Source organism: Rhizobium sp. BK491, assembly GCF_014194925.1.
GTDB lineage: Bacteria > Pseudomonadota > Alphaproteobacteria > Rhizobiales > Rhizobiaceae > Rhizobium.
The window spans coordinates 402,000-416,461 of sequence record NZ_JACIAR010000003.1 but is presented as its reverse complement, the minus strand read 5'-3'; the positions used below and the strand labels follow the sequence as shown (position 1 = coordinate 416,461).

The window sequence follows — 14,462 nt, the reverse complement described above, 5'->3', positions numbered from 1 at the left end:
CCGCGGGTCTCCGGCTCATCACACATCACTAAATTCAGTATTAGTGAATAATGTTAATCATCCGTTGAATTTACACCAGAGCGTGTGATCAACTTCAGATATCGCAAGTAACCATGTTGCGACTTCGTTCTGGCGCAAGCATGAGTACTTACGATATTAGAGATGCATTCTATTTCAGGTGCTATGGGCCATTCGGTCGACAGCAATCAACACGGGAACAGGTCGTTGAGTGAGAAAGCTGGCAGCAGCGATACTTTATCGGCCGAAACGCCGCCGCCAGCGAGCAACCTGCGCTTGTCGATCGGCGCTCTAGCCAGGAGCGGCGCCGTTGCCGGTGTGATCAAGCTTGCCAGCGCCGGCCTCTCGTTCCTGATGTTCGTCGCCGTCGCCATGACGACCAATGAACGGCAGTTCGGCCTTTATAGCGCCGCCTATGCCGGAGCGAGCCTAGTCTCCTTCTTCGCCATAGTCGGCCAGCAAAGCGCCGTGCTCAGGTTCTGGCCGCAATATGCCGGCAACAACGACCTGAACTCCGCAAACGGCATGATGGCCCGCTCCATCCTTGTCGCTCTCATGGGGCTTGCAGGCTTCAGCCTGCTCATTCTCATCATCGGCTTCTTGCCATTCGCTGGCGCTCAGATGCCCGAATGGCTCCCGATCTGCGTGGCGACCATGGTGTTGGCTTTCGCGCTCGGCTGGTCGGAATTCGTCGCCTGTGCTCTTCGCGCCAAGAATGCGTTGATCTTCGCACTGCTGCCGCGCGATGTCGTTTGGCGAGCAGTGGCAATCCCGGTTTTCGTGCTCGCACATTTCATGCAGCTGAAGATGAGCGCAGTTGCCGCAACCTATCTCACAGCCGGGTTGCTGCTCCTGATGATCGCACCCCAGACATTTGTCCTCTTTCGCGATACGATCCGCGCCCAGCGTGGCCCGCTGACGACAGAACAGAAGACCGAATTCAAGACGGTGACGCTCGGGCTATGGGGCGTTACCGCGCTACCGCCGGCGCTTAGCCAGGCAAGCACCTTGCTGGTCGCGGCCATTCTCGGCCCCGAGGCCGCCGGCGCGATTTTCGTCGCGGATCGAACGATGCGGCTGGTCGTATTGGCACTCAACGGCATCAACCAGGCGCTTGCGCCGCAGATCTCGGCTGCCTTCTACACCGGGGACAAGGCACATGTGCAGCGTATCACCAGTCTTGCCGCTCTGGGCGGCTTCATCATCGCCTTGTGCGTGCTGGTATCGTTCCTGATCTTCGGCGACCTGATTCTGTCGATCTTCAATCATGCCTATGCCACGCCGACGATGCAGGTAACGCTGATCATCTTCGGCATCGGCGCGACAATCGGCACTGCTTGCGGGCCGACCGAAATCCTGATGCAGCTGACGGGCCTTCAGCACGCGCTTTTCAAGCTGCTGGTTATCGTCAACACCTTCGGGCTCTGCGCGACGGCCGTGCTAACCTATTGGCTCGGCCCGATCGGTGCGGCGCTCGCCATCGCCGGCACGATCATCGTTTGGTGCGTGACCGCCGTGTTCATCGCACGCCGCACCATCGGCATCAACCCGTCAATCCTCGGCTTCCTCGCCGGCGAAGACGCACTTGCCGCCCGCTCTTTCCTAAAAGGCCGTTCATGAAAATCATTCAGGTCCAAACCCAGGCGGAAGCGGGCGGAGCACAGCGAATTTCGGATATGGTCGGCGAGGGATTGCGCGCGCGCGGCCATGAGGTTCGCACCGTCTTCATGTATCGGAAGACCGAGGTCTACGACCGCGATCCGCACGCCGATTTCATCCTCACCAAGCCGCCGCGCGGCTTGCTAGGCCAGATAAGGGCTGCCATCGGACTTGCGGGTTACCTGCGCAACGCTCGGCCGGATGCGGTCGTCACCTTCCAGCACTATGGCAATATTTTTGGCACCATCGGCGCGCGGCTCGCCGGCGTGGACTTGATCATCGCAAACCAGAGCGGTGCGCCACAGACCAGAGGCGTCAGGGGGATTCTGACGCAGATAGACAAGCTGATGGGCACTTTCGGCGCCTATCATGCCAACATCGTCAATTCGAGTTGGACGGAAGCGCAGTTCGACAGCTTTCCGAAAGCCTACCGGCGCCGGATGTCCCGCATCGACCACGGCGTTCCTGCGCCCTCGGTCGCCGTCGACAAGGCGGCGGCGCGCGCGGCCTTCGGTCTTCCTCAAGAAGCCTGGCTCGCCGTCTCTTCGGGCCGCATGGCGCCATCGAAAAATCAGATCGCGCTCGTCGGCGCCCTCGTCCATCTGTCCGACATTCATATTGCCATCGCCGGCACCGGCCCCGAACAGGATGCGATTGTCGCTTTTGCCGAAGCCAATGGCGTCACCGACAGGCTGCATCTCGTCGGCGAAGTACCTCCCTCACGCATTTTCGAGTTCCTCGCAGCGGGAGACGCCTATGCTTTTTCCTCGTTGACGGAAACCTTTGGTCTTGCCGCAGTCGAAGCGGCCATTTCCGGGCTGCCGGTGGTTGCAAGCAAGCTCGATGTCCTGCGGGAGGTCCTAACCACAGATGAGGGCGAAGCAGCCGCACTCTTCGTCGATGCCGATGCGAAGGGAATGGCCGAAGGACTTACCGAACTCATCGCCAGGCCCGAGCTAGCCGCCCGACTGGCCGCCGCCGGACGGCAACTGAAGGAACAATATTCGCCGGCGCGCATGTGCGCCGGCTATGAAGCCCTGCTTCTGTCCCGCTCACTTCCGCACGGCTGCAATCCCGTCGATCACCTCCAGTCGGCCTGAACGATTGAGCGTATGGATTTTCGGATAGGGCCAGTCGCCACGCGCCGCAATCGGTCGGGGCGGCGACAGGCGAACCGTCTTCTCATCCAGTTCCAGCAACTGCGAGATGCCGAGCCCGCCGCCATAGCCGAGCGTTCCGTCTTGGACCGGCAGATAGATACTACTCCGCTTGCGGACGAAGGCGCCGCCCGGGCGTGCCATGCGACGATCGATGAGAACCGGGTTCAACACATGCGGCGTCCAGGGGCCGGCAAGCCGTGGTGCGTGAAAGACTACGAGCGTATCGGACGTACTGCCGTGACCATCGCGATTGGTCGCAAACAACCAGAGTTGTCCGCCATGTTCGAGCAGGGTCGCATCGGAAATCTCGCCTTCGATGAGCACGGCCTCGGGAGCCCAGCGATCCGGAAACTCTATCGAGCGATAGAGGATGAGTTTTCCGCCTGAACTTGCCTCAGGAAGCATCCAGATCGCGCCGTCGCGCTCGAAGACCTGCGGGTAGGACAGATGGTAAGGCTCTTCCAGCACGCATCGCGGCTCTCCAGGCTTCCCTGTGGCATCGAACGCCACGACCGAGATGACTGCCTTGCCGGTCGCATGCGGATAATCTTCCACGAACAGGAAGAAACGATCCTGCCATTGAAACGGAAAGGGATCGGCATAGAAGCGATCTCCCGCATCCGGCAGCACGGACCAGCCATCGCCAAGCTCACAGCTGCTCGCAACACCCGGCCCATCTATGAAGCGATAGCCCACGCGCCAATGCGCGTGGCGGAAGCGCGCGCGTCGCATCGCTTCTCGGCCCAGGCGTGGCAAGGCGCCGGTCAGACAAGCGGATGCAAAGCCCAGCGCTCCACTGACGAGATTCTCAGATACTGTGGACACCGGTTCGTTCATAACGAGCCGGTTTTCGGCAAAGGCACGAACCGTGGAAACAGCAAGCGTGACGGCACGGGCGAGCACATCCTCCGCGCCAAGCGACACGGTTTCCCGCCGATCGATCATCGGCCAGGCTCGACCTACCACCGTTTTTCCGTCCAGGACGGCATCGATAACAGGCAAAGCGCCAGCGGCAACCGACCTCGCGACCGACAGGTCCGACCGCGCCCCGTCGAACCGCAATGTGATGGTCGGAACGTCCGATGGCGCAGCGTGGCCGGTAAGATCCAGCCGAAGGACTGCAGACCTATCGCGACTGCGGGCGGGGATCTCCGACAGAGGAGCGGCAAGCGCCAGATCGCGCCGGCGGAAGATTTTTCGCTCGATAGCCAAGGCTGTATTGATGGCGGCCGGCCACGCATTCGACCCGGCTTCATGTACGACAGCGATATCGTGCCCTTCTGCCTGCAGACGCGCGACCACGATTTCCTGCCATCGGCGCGGCGCATACTTCGGAACGATGATATCGATCGATGGCATGGCGTTTCCAATCAGCAGCAGCCTCGGCGAGCCTCGGAGACCTGGAAACTATATTTATTCGGGAAAGCTTACTTTCAGGTTATTCTGAAGTTGTATTGCAGAACGGAGCTTTGCTGCTACCGTTCAACCGCCTTTTGATCAGCCGAGTTCTTCATTTGCAAACTGATCATTGCACAAAGGATCTCAGCTATCGGAGGTAGCCGCCGATTTTATCGGGAACGACGCCAAAATAGTGCAAGTTTCGGTGAAGGCGTCATCCAGAATGCGTAGTTTGCGGGCGTGCGCACGCGCATATTCCTGGTAGAAGCCGGACGAGATCCAGATGTATGAACGCCCTCGCCGGCCGCTCCAACCGACGGCACCGATCGATTCAGCTGCTGCGAGCTTGCCGCTGATATGGGCGCGCGAAAGGCCGAACGATGAGGCTAGAGAGGAAATCGAGCTGACATTCGTCAGGAGCCGTCCCTGTCCCACCACAGTTTCCGGATCTATTCCGGCGATGAGGCGATCCATCAGAAATCCCCCCGTATCGCCGCTGGCAAAGATGGCATGAAGCGGCCCAGGGCTGCGTACCTCCCGGCTTGTCAACAAGGCATGTGCCGCAAGCGGTTCGATGAGTATCAGCATGCGTTGCGGCTCCATAAGGAACCGAGCCGCCCTGCCTCCTCCGTCTATAAGGTCGAGCGCCTGGAAATGCAGGCTGTACCAGCGGATCAGCATCGACAGTGTTGAGTGCGTAGGCCCGACCTCATCCGAAGGACCACCTCTGGAACCTGCGACCGGACGAATGATATTGTATCGCAGCGCTTCGTCGAAAAATGCGTAGGCGGTATTGCGGCTGGCAATCCCGTACTGCCGGGCGAGACTTCCAAAACCGTTTCTGGTCAATCCCGCCCCGGCCCTGCGAACGGCCAGAAAGTAGTCGCTCAATGCGGCGTGACATAAGAGCCGGCGTTGTTGGGTGGCAAAAAGCGCCGCAGTCCAAGGCAAGGATTCGTAAACAGCGGCGAAGCTACGTGCCAGTAAGAAAACGGCGGAAGAAAATTGCGCCGTTTCGATCAGTTCGCTCGGCTTGCCGGGAGACGGTGCCTCCATTGCCCGGGCAGGATGCGCTGGTCGATGAGGGGGGAAATCAAGCACTCTTCCCATAAACGGTTCTTTCCATTGTGTCGGCTGAGCGAGGTCCAGCACATCGGTGCTCAATCGGGGCCGCCGCGGATATCGGTGGAGAGAAACGGTTAACAATCGAAAGATTGCTTCGTTCCCTTCTTGTCCACATCTTGAGCCTCAGCTTATCAGCGGTTGATGAAATATATAAAAAATATCGCCCGATGGTAGTTGGAACGAGATTGGATGTCCTGATGAGGCTCGGCGAGCTTCTGATATTTTCTGAAATTTTTCTGAATTATCGACTTCACCAGGCACTTGATTGCTCGTGACCGAGATCATCACCCATGAATGCAAGTGAAAATCTGTTTCCGCCTCGGCGGGTATCGGCACGTTGACTGGGGAGTTAAGCCCTCTTTATACTCATGGTATTTTCGATACTTCAGATGAGGATCGGTGAGAGTAGGTGTTTTGTTTTGCTGGGTTCGTCCTCGATCCAGATCGCGCCGCGCTTCACGGACCTGACGGCTCGATCATCAAGCTGCGCCCTAAAGCCTTTGAATTGCTGAAATTCCTCGTTGCAAACAATAGGCGTGCCGTCAGCAAGCAGGAACTGATGGATACTGTCTGGCCCGGGATTCATGTCGGGGAAGACAGCCTTTTTCAATGTATTCGCGAAATACGCACGGCATTGGGTGATACGGAACGGCACATGATCAAGCTTGTGTCGGGCCGCGGTTATCTGTTTACCGCTGAGGTATCCACGAGACAGGAAGGTCCGGACCCGCGACCGGCGTTGAGCGATACGCCGATTGCCGACGCTCCGGCAACTTACCCCATCGCACCTCGCCATTGGCTAGGCTTGCCTAAAGCCTTGGTTCTCGGCGGAGCCACACTTCTTTGCATGCTTGCCATGATTTTCGGTGTCGCTGTCTTTTCTTCGGGATTTGGCGGCATTTCAGGAAACGGCCGACCTGTCATCGAAGTCCTGCCGATCGTCGATACTGTTGGCGATGCCCAAAGCGCCGCTCTAGCACAAAGCGTTGCTGCGGAAATGATCAATGGCCTTGCCAGGATCGATGGTATCCGCCTCGTGATCCCCAAGGAACCCGAGCCGGCGACATCAGGCAAGCCCACCTTCAATCGCTCCGATGGGGCGGATTTCCTTCTACAGGGGGAACTGCAAAGAAGTCCGCAAGCATGGATCTTTCAAACGCGCTTTATCAATGCGAGCAGCCGGGAGGTCGTATCGGTCGCCGAAGTCAAGCTGGATGCCAGCGAGCCCGACCAACAGCGCCTCGCATCTCGGCTTGCTGCCGGGGCTGGCTATGACCTTGCCCTTCGCCTGAACAAATTCGGTCAAACCGACAGCGCCCCTCAGGCTGGCGCGGCCAGTGTCGCGATAAAGCAGGCCTCCGCGTCGATCAATCAGACGACACATGAACGGTTTGCGACGGCTCGGTCGATACTGGAAAAATATCTCGCCGAACAACCGGATAATGTCGATCTGCAAATTGCCTTGGCGGCGCTGCACCTGCGCGGAATTCAGCTTGCCTGGTACAATCCCGCCGAAAGCAGGGCTGCGGAAAATAACGCGAGATCTCTGTTGGAACGTGCTTTGAAAGCCCGGCCAAACTTCCTTCCGGTACTTGGAACCTATTGCCGCTTTTTGACCGTAACCAACCAATTTGCAGAAAGCCTTGTGGCTTGTGCAAGGGCGTTGAGCCTCAATCCGTGGGATGGGACAGCGCTGTTTCACCTCGGTTTGACGCAAGTTCAGCTGGGCCGGTTCGAGGATGCACTTGCAACATTCGAACAGGCCGATCGCTTCGATACGCCGGATGTCTCGCGCTGGACATGGTTGTTGGGAGCAGGTTTTGCAGATCTGCTTTTGGACCGCAATGAAGACGCCGTCAGATGGCTGCAGCGTTCTATTGCAATTACGCCGGGAACAGGACGCGCGCATATGCTTCTGGCAACCGCCTATCAACGACTGGGTCGGACCGATGAAGCGAAACAGGCTTTGGCGACGGCGCTGCAATTGAGGCCTGGTTCGACGGCCGCCAATGTTGGCTTGCCGTCTCGTAACACCGGTTCGGCCTATCTCGAAGCGCGCGAGAAAATCAGCCATACGCTGATCGAGATCGGATTGCCGGCCGGCGACGATGTTCAAAAGCCGGACGGCAGAGGTCAGTGAAAGCATATCTCCGACGTTACAGCGCTCGTTCGCGAAACGCCCAGTACCAAGGGCACTCAGGCGCTCCGGGGAGGCGATCGGCTCAACGGCGCGAACCGAATGGACGCAGCGCCATATGACGATTGACATCCTTGTAGAGCAGATAGCGGAACGGGCCTGGACCTCCCGCATAACAAGCCTGCGGGCAGAAGGCGCGCAACCACATGAAGTCGCCGGCCTCGACTTCGACCCAATCCTGGTTCAAGCGATAGACGGCCTTCCCTTCCAGCACATAGAGGCCATGTTCCATGACATGGGTTTCCGCGAAAGGAATGACGGCACCCGGCTGCAGGGTGACGATCGTCACGTGCATGTCGTGCCGCAGGTCGGACGGATCGACGAAGCGGGTCGTTGCCCAGCGGCCCTCCGTACCCGGCATGGCTGATGGCGTAATGTCCTTCTCGTTCAAGATAAGCGGCTCAGGATGGGCCAGCCCCTCGACGGCCTCATAGGCCTTGCGAACCCAATGGAAGCGGGCATGGGCGCCGGAGCGATTGTGCAGCGACCATTTCAACCCCGGCGGCAGGAAGGCATAGCCGCCCGGCTGAAGAACATGCTTGCCGGATGGCAGCGTCAACTCGATCTCGCCATCGACGACGAACAGCACGCCCTCGGCCTCGGCATCCTGCTCCGGACGGTCACTGCCGCCGCCTGGCGCCACCTCCATGACATATTGCGAAAAGGTCTCGGCAAAACCCGAAAGCGGCCGGGCGATCACCCAGCAGCGCGTCTCGTTCCAAAAGGGCAGATAGCTGGTGACGATGTCCTGCATCACGCCCTTCGGAATGACCGCATAGGCCTCCGTGAATACGGCACGCCCCGTCAGTAGGTCGCTTTGCGGCGGATGGCCACCCAGAGAGGAGTAGTATTTTCTTTCCATTATCGAAGCCCTTTATTCTCATCGTTTCGGGAAGCTGAGACATGTACCTCCCTGTCGTATTGCATAGCATTGGAAGCCGGAATGCTGCCTTACGTCGCCCCCGCCGTTTCCAACAATTTCACGATCTCAGCGTAACCACGACTGCGCGCATGCTGCAGCGGCGTTGCGCCATCATTGTTCCCTAGATTGACGTCTGCGCCCGCATCGATCAACAAGCTGACGATCTCAATATGGCGCGGACCGCTGTCACCGAGAATGACCTTATCCCGTTGGAGTCTCTCCCCAAAACCCTATCAGGGAACTCGGCTTCGGAAAATCGAATATCCGAGCCCCGACCGCTTGTGAAAATGAAAACAGTTTCAGGATTTTGCGCGGCAATAGCTGCCACACGCCGTTTTAGCCCGGCACTTGCGGCTTCCGCCGCCAGCCCATGTCTGTAACTGGGACAGTGGGCGGGATAGAACCGATCTGCAGGCGCACGCAAAAACCGCTACCGGTGTCCGGGAACGAAACCCGTCCGCCGTGGAGCTCAGCCGCCTTCTTGACCAGGTTCAACCCCAGGCCAGCACCGGACGAACTGGTGTTGATGCGGCGAAACGGCTCGAAGACACGATCGCGCTCCTCCGGCGGAATGCCTGGGCCTTCGTCGCAGACGTCGATCGTACCGCCAGCGCCGACACGAACGATGATCGAGCCCTTACCTCCGGCATGATCGATCGCATTTCGGATCAGGTTGACAACCGCCATTTCGATCGTCGAGGTCTGGATCACGAAGACCGCCTCCTCCGGGTTTGGCTCGAAATCGAAATCATAGCCCGCATCCATGGCAATCGGCGCAAGGTCGGCAGCGATGTTTTCGACCAGCACATTCAGGTCCTTCTTCTCCGCCCGCAGTTCGACCACCCCGATTGCCTGCATTTCCAGAAGCTGATGGGCGACGCGAGACAGGCGGTCGATATCATCGCGCACCTGCTGGCTGACTTCGGCCTCGGGGAGAAGGTCCGCTCGCGTCCGCGCGATCGCAATCGGCGTCCGCAGCTCATGCGCGGCATCGGCAAGAAAGCGATTATGCCTGTTATACCCCTCGTCCAGCTTCGAGAGGGCATGGTTGAAGGCATCCACGAGGGGGATAATCTCGGTCGGCACCTTGGATCGATCGAGACGGGCCGAGCGTGTGTCGAAATCGATCGCTTGCGCCTGCGTTGCCGTTTCCACAAGCCCGCTCAGCGACCGGCCGACGGCACGTGGCGTGACGAGCAGCGTCGCCACGCCAGTCACCGCCAGTATCGGAAAGACGCCGATGAAGATCACGAATGCCAGAGCCGGCAGGACGTTGAGCCAATGAATTTCGCCATTGGGACCTTTGGCAACGTCGACCCGCATATTGATCCATACGTTCAAGCCGTCATTATCAAAGCCGCGCTCGGTGGCCGCGACAATCTGCAGCTTGCCGACGGAAGTCTCGCGGTTCTCGACCGTGGCATGGGCTCCATTGCCAGCCTCCACCCTTGCCCGATCTATCGTCCACGGGAAGTTCTCGTTGAGAGCGGTCGCCGGTATCTCTCCATATTGAAAGAGTATTCCCTTCCTGTCCCGGATCATGAACCAGAGTTCAGGATAGCGCCGCTTCAGCTCTGCTACCTCCTGCGTCTCCGCCACCTGCAACTGCCCGTCATCGTCTCTGGTCACCTGCTGAGCGACGACACGGACAGCCTCTTCATTGGCATCTTCCAGCTCGGGATTGATGATCCATATCCAACCGACGAGAAGGACGAAGAAGAGAACGAGAAGAAAGGCCTGCAAGGCGATCAGGCGCCTTATAAGCCCCCAGCGCAACGATCGGCTGCGTTCCGCGTTCATGCCTTCGCCCGGATCAGATAGCCGATGTTACGCACGGCCCTTATCTCGACCGTGGCTTCGGCCAGTAGCAGCTTCTTTCGAATGCGCGAGATGTGCGCGTCCAGAGCGTTCGATCCGATTTCGTCCTCGAGGGCATAAACCGCTTCGATCAGGCTCGGCCGCGTGACGATGCGGTTCGGGCGGCGCATCAGCGTCTCCAGCACCAGATATTCACGACGCGGGAATTCGACCAGCGAGCCGCCGACGAAAATGTCATTGGTTGCCGGATCGACGCTCAGATTACCGAAATTCAGATAACGATCGGATATCGTCGGGCCTCTCCTCTGGAGTGCTCTCAGCCGGGCAAGCAGCTCCTCGATCGCGAAAGGCTTGGCAAGATAGTCGTCGGCGCCGCTATCGAGCCCATCGACGCGATGGTCGACGCTGCCGAGCGCAGTCAGCACCAGGATCGGCACGGGATGCTTGCGTTGGCGCAATGCCGCCACGAGGTCCAGCCCCTCGCCGTCAGGCAGCCGGCGGTCGAGCACAAGGACATCATAGCTCCCGACACGCGCCATGACGTCGGCATCCGCAATGGTGCGGACATGATCGGCGAGCACGTCGCGGCGGCGCAGCGCTTCGAGCAGCGCGCGCGCCATTTCTGGCTCATCTTCAAGAAGCAGAATTCGCAATGACCTTCCCCCAAAGGACGGCCGTCGCCATCCCTCGCCCCACTGACAGCCAAAGATTGCGGCTACATTACATGCAGATTGCGCAAGTAGCACCAGGAGGACGCCAATGGGTCGCCACCAATAAGACGATGGGTCGGCTCGAAGCCGGAAACCCCATTCGAACAGACGATTGGATCCTTATCGCTGCAGCATGCGCGCCAGCATCCGCCTGATATAATACTGACCGCCAAAGAAAATCGTTGCAACGATGATCGTTTTGCGTTCCTCGATCGGCAGAAACCAGACGGCCGCCTTGTCACGCCGCAGGAAGCGGATGCCAGGATAGATATCCGGCTCCAATGTTCCGATATATGGGGTTTCGACCAACCGATTGATTTCCAGATGGAGTTCGCGAATACGGTTAGCCGCGCGCTCCAGAGCTTCGTCAGCCGAGTCTCCAAGATCGAGATAGGATGCAAACAGATGATCGAAGGTCAGTTCGAAATCGATATCGGCATCCTTGGAATATTCAAGGCTCCACACGAGGAGCTCGCTGTTTGCGCTCGATCATGCTCTCGATCCGCTCTTCCATCTCCTGAGCAGGGATCTTCGGTCCATCAACGCGACGCTGGATGAGCCTGCGCAGCCCTTCCGTCTCGGCCGCTTCGGCTTCCGTTTTCTGTCGCAGCAGTTCCAGACCTTGCTGGAGAACGGAGCTCAGGCTGGAATAGCGGCCGGTCTCGACAAGCGAACGGGCGAACGCATCCTGCTGATCGGTCAACGATATCGACGACTTGACGCTCACGAGACAATCTCCTTTAGACGCCAAAGTGCTACTCAGTCGCACACATGTCGAGATTTCGTACGGCGCTACACCGCCCCGAAACATCGGCGCCTCCCGAGGAAGCCGATTTCGCTCAGGCGGAAATCGCCTTGCTTTGAAGCGGCGACTGGTGAACGACGATTCGCGCGTGATAGGGGATGCGCTCATAGAGGTCGATAACATCCTGGTTGATCAGGCGAACACAGCCTGACGAGGCTGCCTTGCCGATCGAGCGCCATTCCGGCGAGCCATGCAGACGGTAGAGCGTATCCTTGCCATTTTGGAAGATATAGAGCGCACGGGCACCCAGCGGGTTCTTGATGCCCGGGTCCATGCCGCCATTGGCGACGGAATATTTCGCGAGTTCCGGTTTGCGGGCAATCATGTCGCCCGGCGGCTTCCAGCGCGGCCAATGCTGCCGCCAATGAATGATACCTTCGCCCTGCCACGCGAAGCCATCGCGGCCGATGCCGACACCATAGCGCATCGCCGTGCCGCCGCGCTCAACGACATAGAGAAATCTCGATGCCGTATCGACGACGACCGTGCCGGGCGCCTCGCCTGTCGGATCGGGAACGCGCTGACGATAAAACTTCGGGTCCAGCTTTCGATAGGGAATGGCCGGAATGACATGGCCGCCATCAACCACGGACGCATAGCGCGCTTCGAGCTCGGGATCCGGTGTGATGGCGCTCGGAGCCTCTGATGCAACCGGGACGACGGGCGGCACACGAGCCGGAGCTGCAATCGGAGTAGGAACAGGGGCTGTGGTGGCACAGCCCGCGAGCGCCGCAGTCGCAGAGATCGACCCCAGCATGAAAGCCCGCCGGGAAAGAGTCTTTTCAGTCTTGGTTGATCGCATCCTATCCTAACAAGCCCCGCACATTAATATCGCGTCTTCGATTGATGAGGCCGAAGAGGCGACATGTCTCATCATTAAGTGATGATGACCTCATAGCCACTCGGGACCGATGATGACAAGTTTACCAATACCACGATCATACAAACTCAATCGGCGGGTGTGTGCCAGAAGCCACAGGGCCTTGCGCTTCCGCGGGCGTGTCGAGCGCCCGCAGAGGCATCGACGCTTAAACTTTATGATTGCATACGCAGAACACAATCGCCTCCAAGATGCGGCATGTACCGCATAGTTACGGAAGAAAAGGCCGGGCAAGATATCGTGCCCAGCCAAGTCCCTCATAACTGCCTGCAAGCAGGCTTTAGAGGTTCCGCGAGGACTCCCCGCGGGATTGATTTTGCTGACGGGATTTGCGCTCGTCGTGCAAGGTCAGATCCCGTTTTGCCCGCGCGCTCGCGGCCTCGATCGGTCCCATCTTTCCCTGCTCGGCAATGGCCGCCCGGGCCCGCTCGATATCGACCATGTAGTCTCGGGCCAGCGGCAGGGCGGAAATATTCTTCGTCAGCTGCAATTGCCAGTTCATGTGCCCCATGCGGCGGAAGGCAAGTTCGGACCCGACAAGATAGAACTCGAACATGCGACAGAACCGCTCGTCATAAAGTTTTGCCAGGGCGCTCCTGTTCTTCATGAAGCGGTCACGCCACTGCTCGAGCGTCTTGGCATAATGGAGCCGCAGGATTTCGATATCGGTCGTCCAGAGACCGGATTTCTCGACCACGGACAGGACTTCGGATACCGCCGGCGAATAGCCGCCGGGGAAGATATATTTCGCGATCCACGGGTTGGTGCTGCCGGGACCATCGGCCCGGCCGATTGCATGGATCAGCGCGACGCCGTCCTCCTTGAGCATGGAGCGGATCTTGTCGAAGAAGGTCTTGTAATGGTTGATACCCACATGCTCGAACATGCCGACCGAGACGACGCGATCGACCGGGCGCGTCCAGGAGCGATAATCCAGCAGTTCGAACGTGACCATATGCTCGAGCCCGGCGTCCTTCGCGCGGGCTTTTGCGGCCACCAATTGTTCCTCCGAAAGGGTCAGGCCCGTGACGCGCGCGCCGAACTCCTTAGCAAGATAGAGCGCCATGCCGCCCCATCCGCAGCCGATGTCCAGAACCTCCAGGCCCGGACGATCGAGCATGAGTTTCGAGGCGATATGCCGCTTCTTCTTGAGCTGAGCTTCCTCGAGCGTCTCGTCACCGATGGGGAAATAGGCACAGGAATATTGCCTGTCCTCGTCCAGCATCAAGGAGTAGAGCCGCGCATCGAGATCGTAGTGATGCGCCACATTGCGCTTGGAACGATCCGCAAAATTCAATTGATCGAGATTTCGCCGCAGCCAACGGATCTTTTCCATCAGTTTCTCGAAAGGATGGGTCCCCCCTTCCATCAAATTGAGGGCAAGCAGGTCCACCATTTCATAGAGATCGCCGGATCCTGGCTCGATTTCGCCGTCCATGTAGGCCTCACCCAGCGCCAGGGCAGGATTGAGGAGCAGACGGCGCTTTGCGCGGGCGGTGTTTATTTTCATCGCAGCGCGCGGTTCCGATCCCGTACCGAAACTGCGCGTGGAACCGTCCGGAAAAGTGACCGTAAGCGTTCCGATTTTGATCAAACGGGAAAGAGCTGCTTCTAGAAACATGACAACTACCTGTTTATCGTTTCCTCGACGGTGAATTCTTGGCCTGAGGTCGCGAAGAATCCCTATCGGTGTCGAAAGCGTACTACTTAATCTGGTAAAATATCCAGATCATTTGCGACATCAAGGTTGAGTGAATTCAATCACGATTA

Annotated in this window: 12 protein-coding genes and 1 pseudogene; 3 read left to right on the top strand and 10 right to left on the bottom strand. The window is 58.7% G+C overall.

Annotated features, from left to right (window positions below):
* Nucleotides 1-225: 225 nt before the first annotated feature.
* On the top strand, nucleotides 226-1,638 hold the full coding sequence (locus FHX05_RS16335; protein ID WP_246698972.1) for a lipopolysaccharide biosynthesis protein: 1,413 nt from the start codon (nucleotides 226-228) through the stop codon (nucleotides 1,636-1,638).
* Nucleotides 1,635-2,777: a glycosyltransferase family 4 protein gene (locus FHX05_RS16330; protein WP_183872999.1), complete on the top strand. Its 1,143-nt coding sequence runs from the start codon at nucleotides 1,635-1,637 to the stop codon at nucleotides 2,775-2,777. The genes FHX05_RS16335 and FHX05_RS16330 overlap by 4 nt, the downstream gene beginning before the upstream one ends.
* Here the strand turns inward: FHX05_RS16330 and FHX05_RS16325 are convergent.
* Nucleotides 2,730-4,196: a hypothetical protein gene (locus FHX05_RS16325; RefSeq protein ID WP_183872997.1), complete on the bottom strand. Its 1,467-nt coding sequence runs from the start codon at nucleotides 4,194-4,196 to the stop codon at nucleotides 2,730-2,732. The two genes, FHX05_RS16330 and FHX05_RS16325, sit on opposite strands and share 48 nt — an antisense overlap.
* Nucleotides 4,197-4,379: 183 nt before the next feature.
* The gene (locus FHX05_RS16320) at nucleotides 4,380-5,399 is read right to left on the bottom strand and encodes a hypothetical protein (RefSeq protein ID WP_246698971.1); all 1,020 of its coding nucleotides are present in this window, start codon (nucleotides 5,397-5,399) and stop codon (nucleotides 4,380-4,382) included.
* Nucleotides 5,400-5,769: 370 nt separating this feature from the next.
* Between FHX05_RS16320 and FHX05_RS16315 the strand changes: the two genes are divergently transcribed.
* The gene (locus FHX05_RS16315) at nucleotides 5,770-7,500 is read left to right on the top strand and encodes a tetratricopeptide repeat protein (RefSeq protein WP_183872995.1); all 1,731 of its coding nucleotides are present in this window, start codon (nucleotides 5,770-5,772) and stop codon (nucleotides 7,498-7,500) included.
* An 82-nt stretch (nucleotides 7,501-7,582) separates the two neighbouring features.
* On the opposite strand, the gene FHX05_RS16310 is transcribed toward FHX05_RS16315, so the two are convergent.
* The 8 genes and pseudogenes from FHX05_RS16310 to FHX05_RS16275 form a co-directional block, all read right to left on the bottom strand.
* Complete coding sequence (locus tag FHX05_RS16310) at nucleotides 7,583-8,419, bottom strand: bifunctional allantoicase/(S)-ureidoglycine aminohydrolase (RefSeq protein ID WP_015342569.1); 837 nt, start codon at nucleotides 8,417-8,419, stop codon at nucleotides 7,583-7,585.
* Nucleotides 8,420-8,508: 89 nt separating this feature from the next.
* Nucleotides 8,509-8,685, bottom strand: a pseudogene (locus FHX05_RS16305) (ankyrin repeat domain-containing protein); the annotation flags it as partial.
* A gap of 130 nt (nucleotides 8,686-8,815) precedes the next feature.
* The gene (locus FHX05_RS16300; protein ID WP_183872993.1) at nucleotides 8,816-10,279 is read right to left on the bottom strand and encodes a HAMP domain-containing sensor histidine kinase; all 1,464 of its coding nucleotides are present in this window, start codon (nucleotides 10,277-10,279) and stop codon (nucleotides 8,816-8,818) included.
* On the bottom strand, nucleotides 10,276-10,950 hold the full coding sequence (locus tag FHX05_RS16295; protein ID WP_183872991.1) for a response regulator transcription factor: 675 nt from the start codon (nucleotides 10,948-10,950) through the stop codon (nucleotides 10,276-10,278). The genes FHX05_RS16300 and FHX05_RS16295 overlap by 4 nt, the downstream gene beginning before the upstream one ends.
* 177 nt (nucleotides 10,951-11,127) lie before the next feature.
* Entirely contained in the window at nucleotides 11,128-11,472 is a 345-nt protein-coding gene (locus FHX05_RS16290; protein WP_183872989.1) for a type II toxin-antitoxin system RelE/ParE family toxin, read from the bottom strand.
* Complete coding sequence (locus FHX05_RS16285; protein ID WP_183872987.1) at nucleotides 11,459-11,734, bottom strand: type II toxin-antitoxin system ParD family antitoxin; 276 nt, start codon at nucleotides 11,732-11,734, stop codon at nucleotides 11,459-11,461. Before FHX05_RS16285 ends, FHX05_RS16290 begins: the two co-directional genes overlap by 14 nt.
* A 112-nt stretch (nucleotides 11,735-11,846) precedes the next feature.
* Nucleotides 11,847-12,614, bottom strand: a complete 768-nt coding sequence (locus FHX05_RS16280; RefSeq protein WP_183872985.1) for a L,D-transpeptidase — start codon at nucleotides 12,612-12,614, stop codon at nucleotides 11,847-11,849.
* Nucleotides 12,615-12,972: 358 nt separating this feature from the next.
* A complete protein-coding gene (locus FHX05_RS16275; RefSeq protein ID WP_183872984.1) occupies nucleotides 12,973-14,313 on the bottom strand; it encodes a cyclopropane-fatty-acyl-phospholipid synthase family protein in 1,341 nt (446 codons plus the stop codon).
* Between the last annotated feature and the right edge of the window lie 149 nt (nucleotides 14,314-14,462).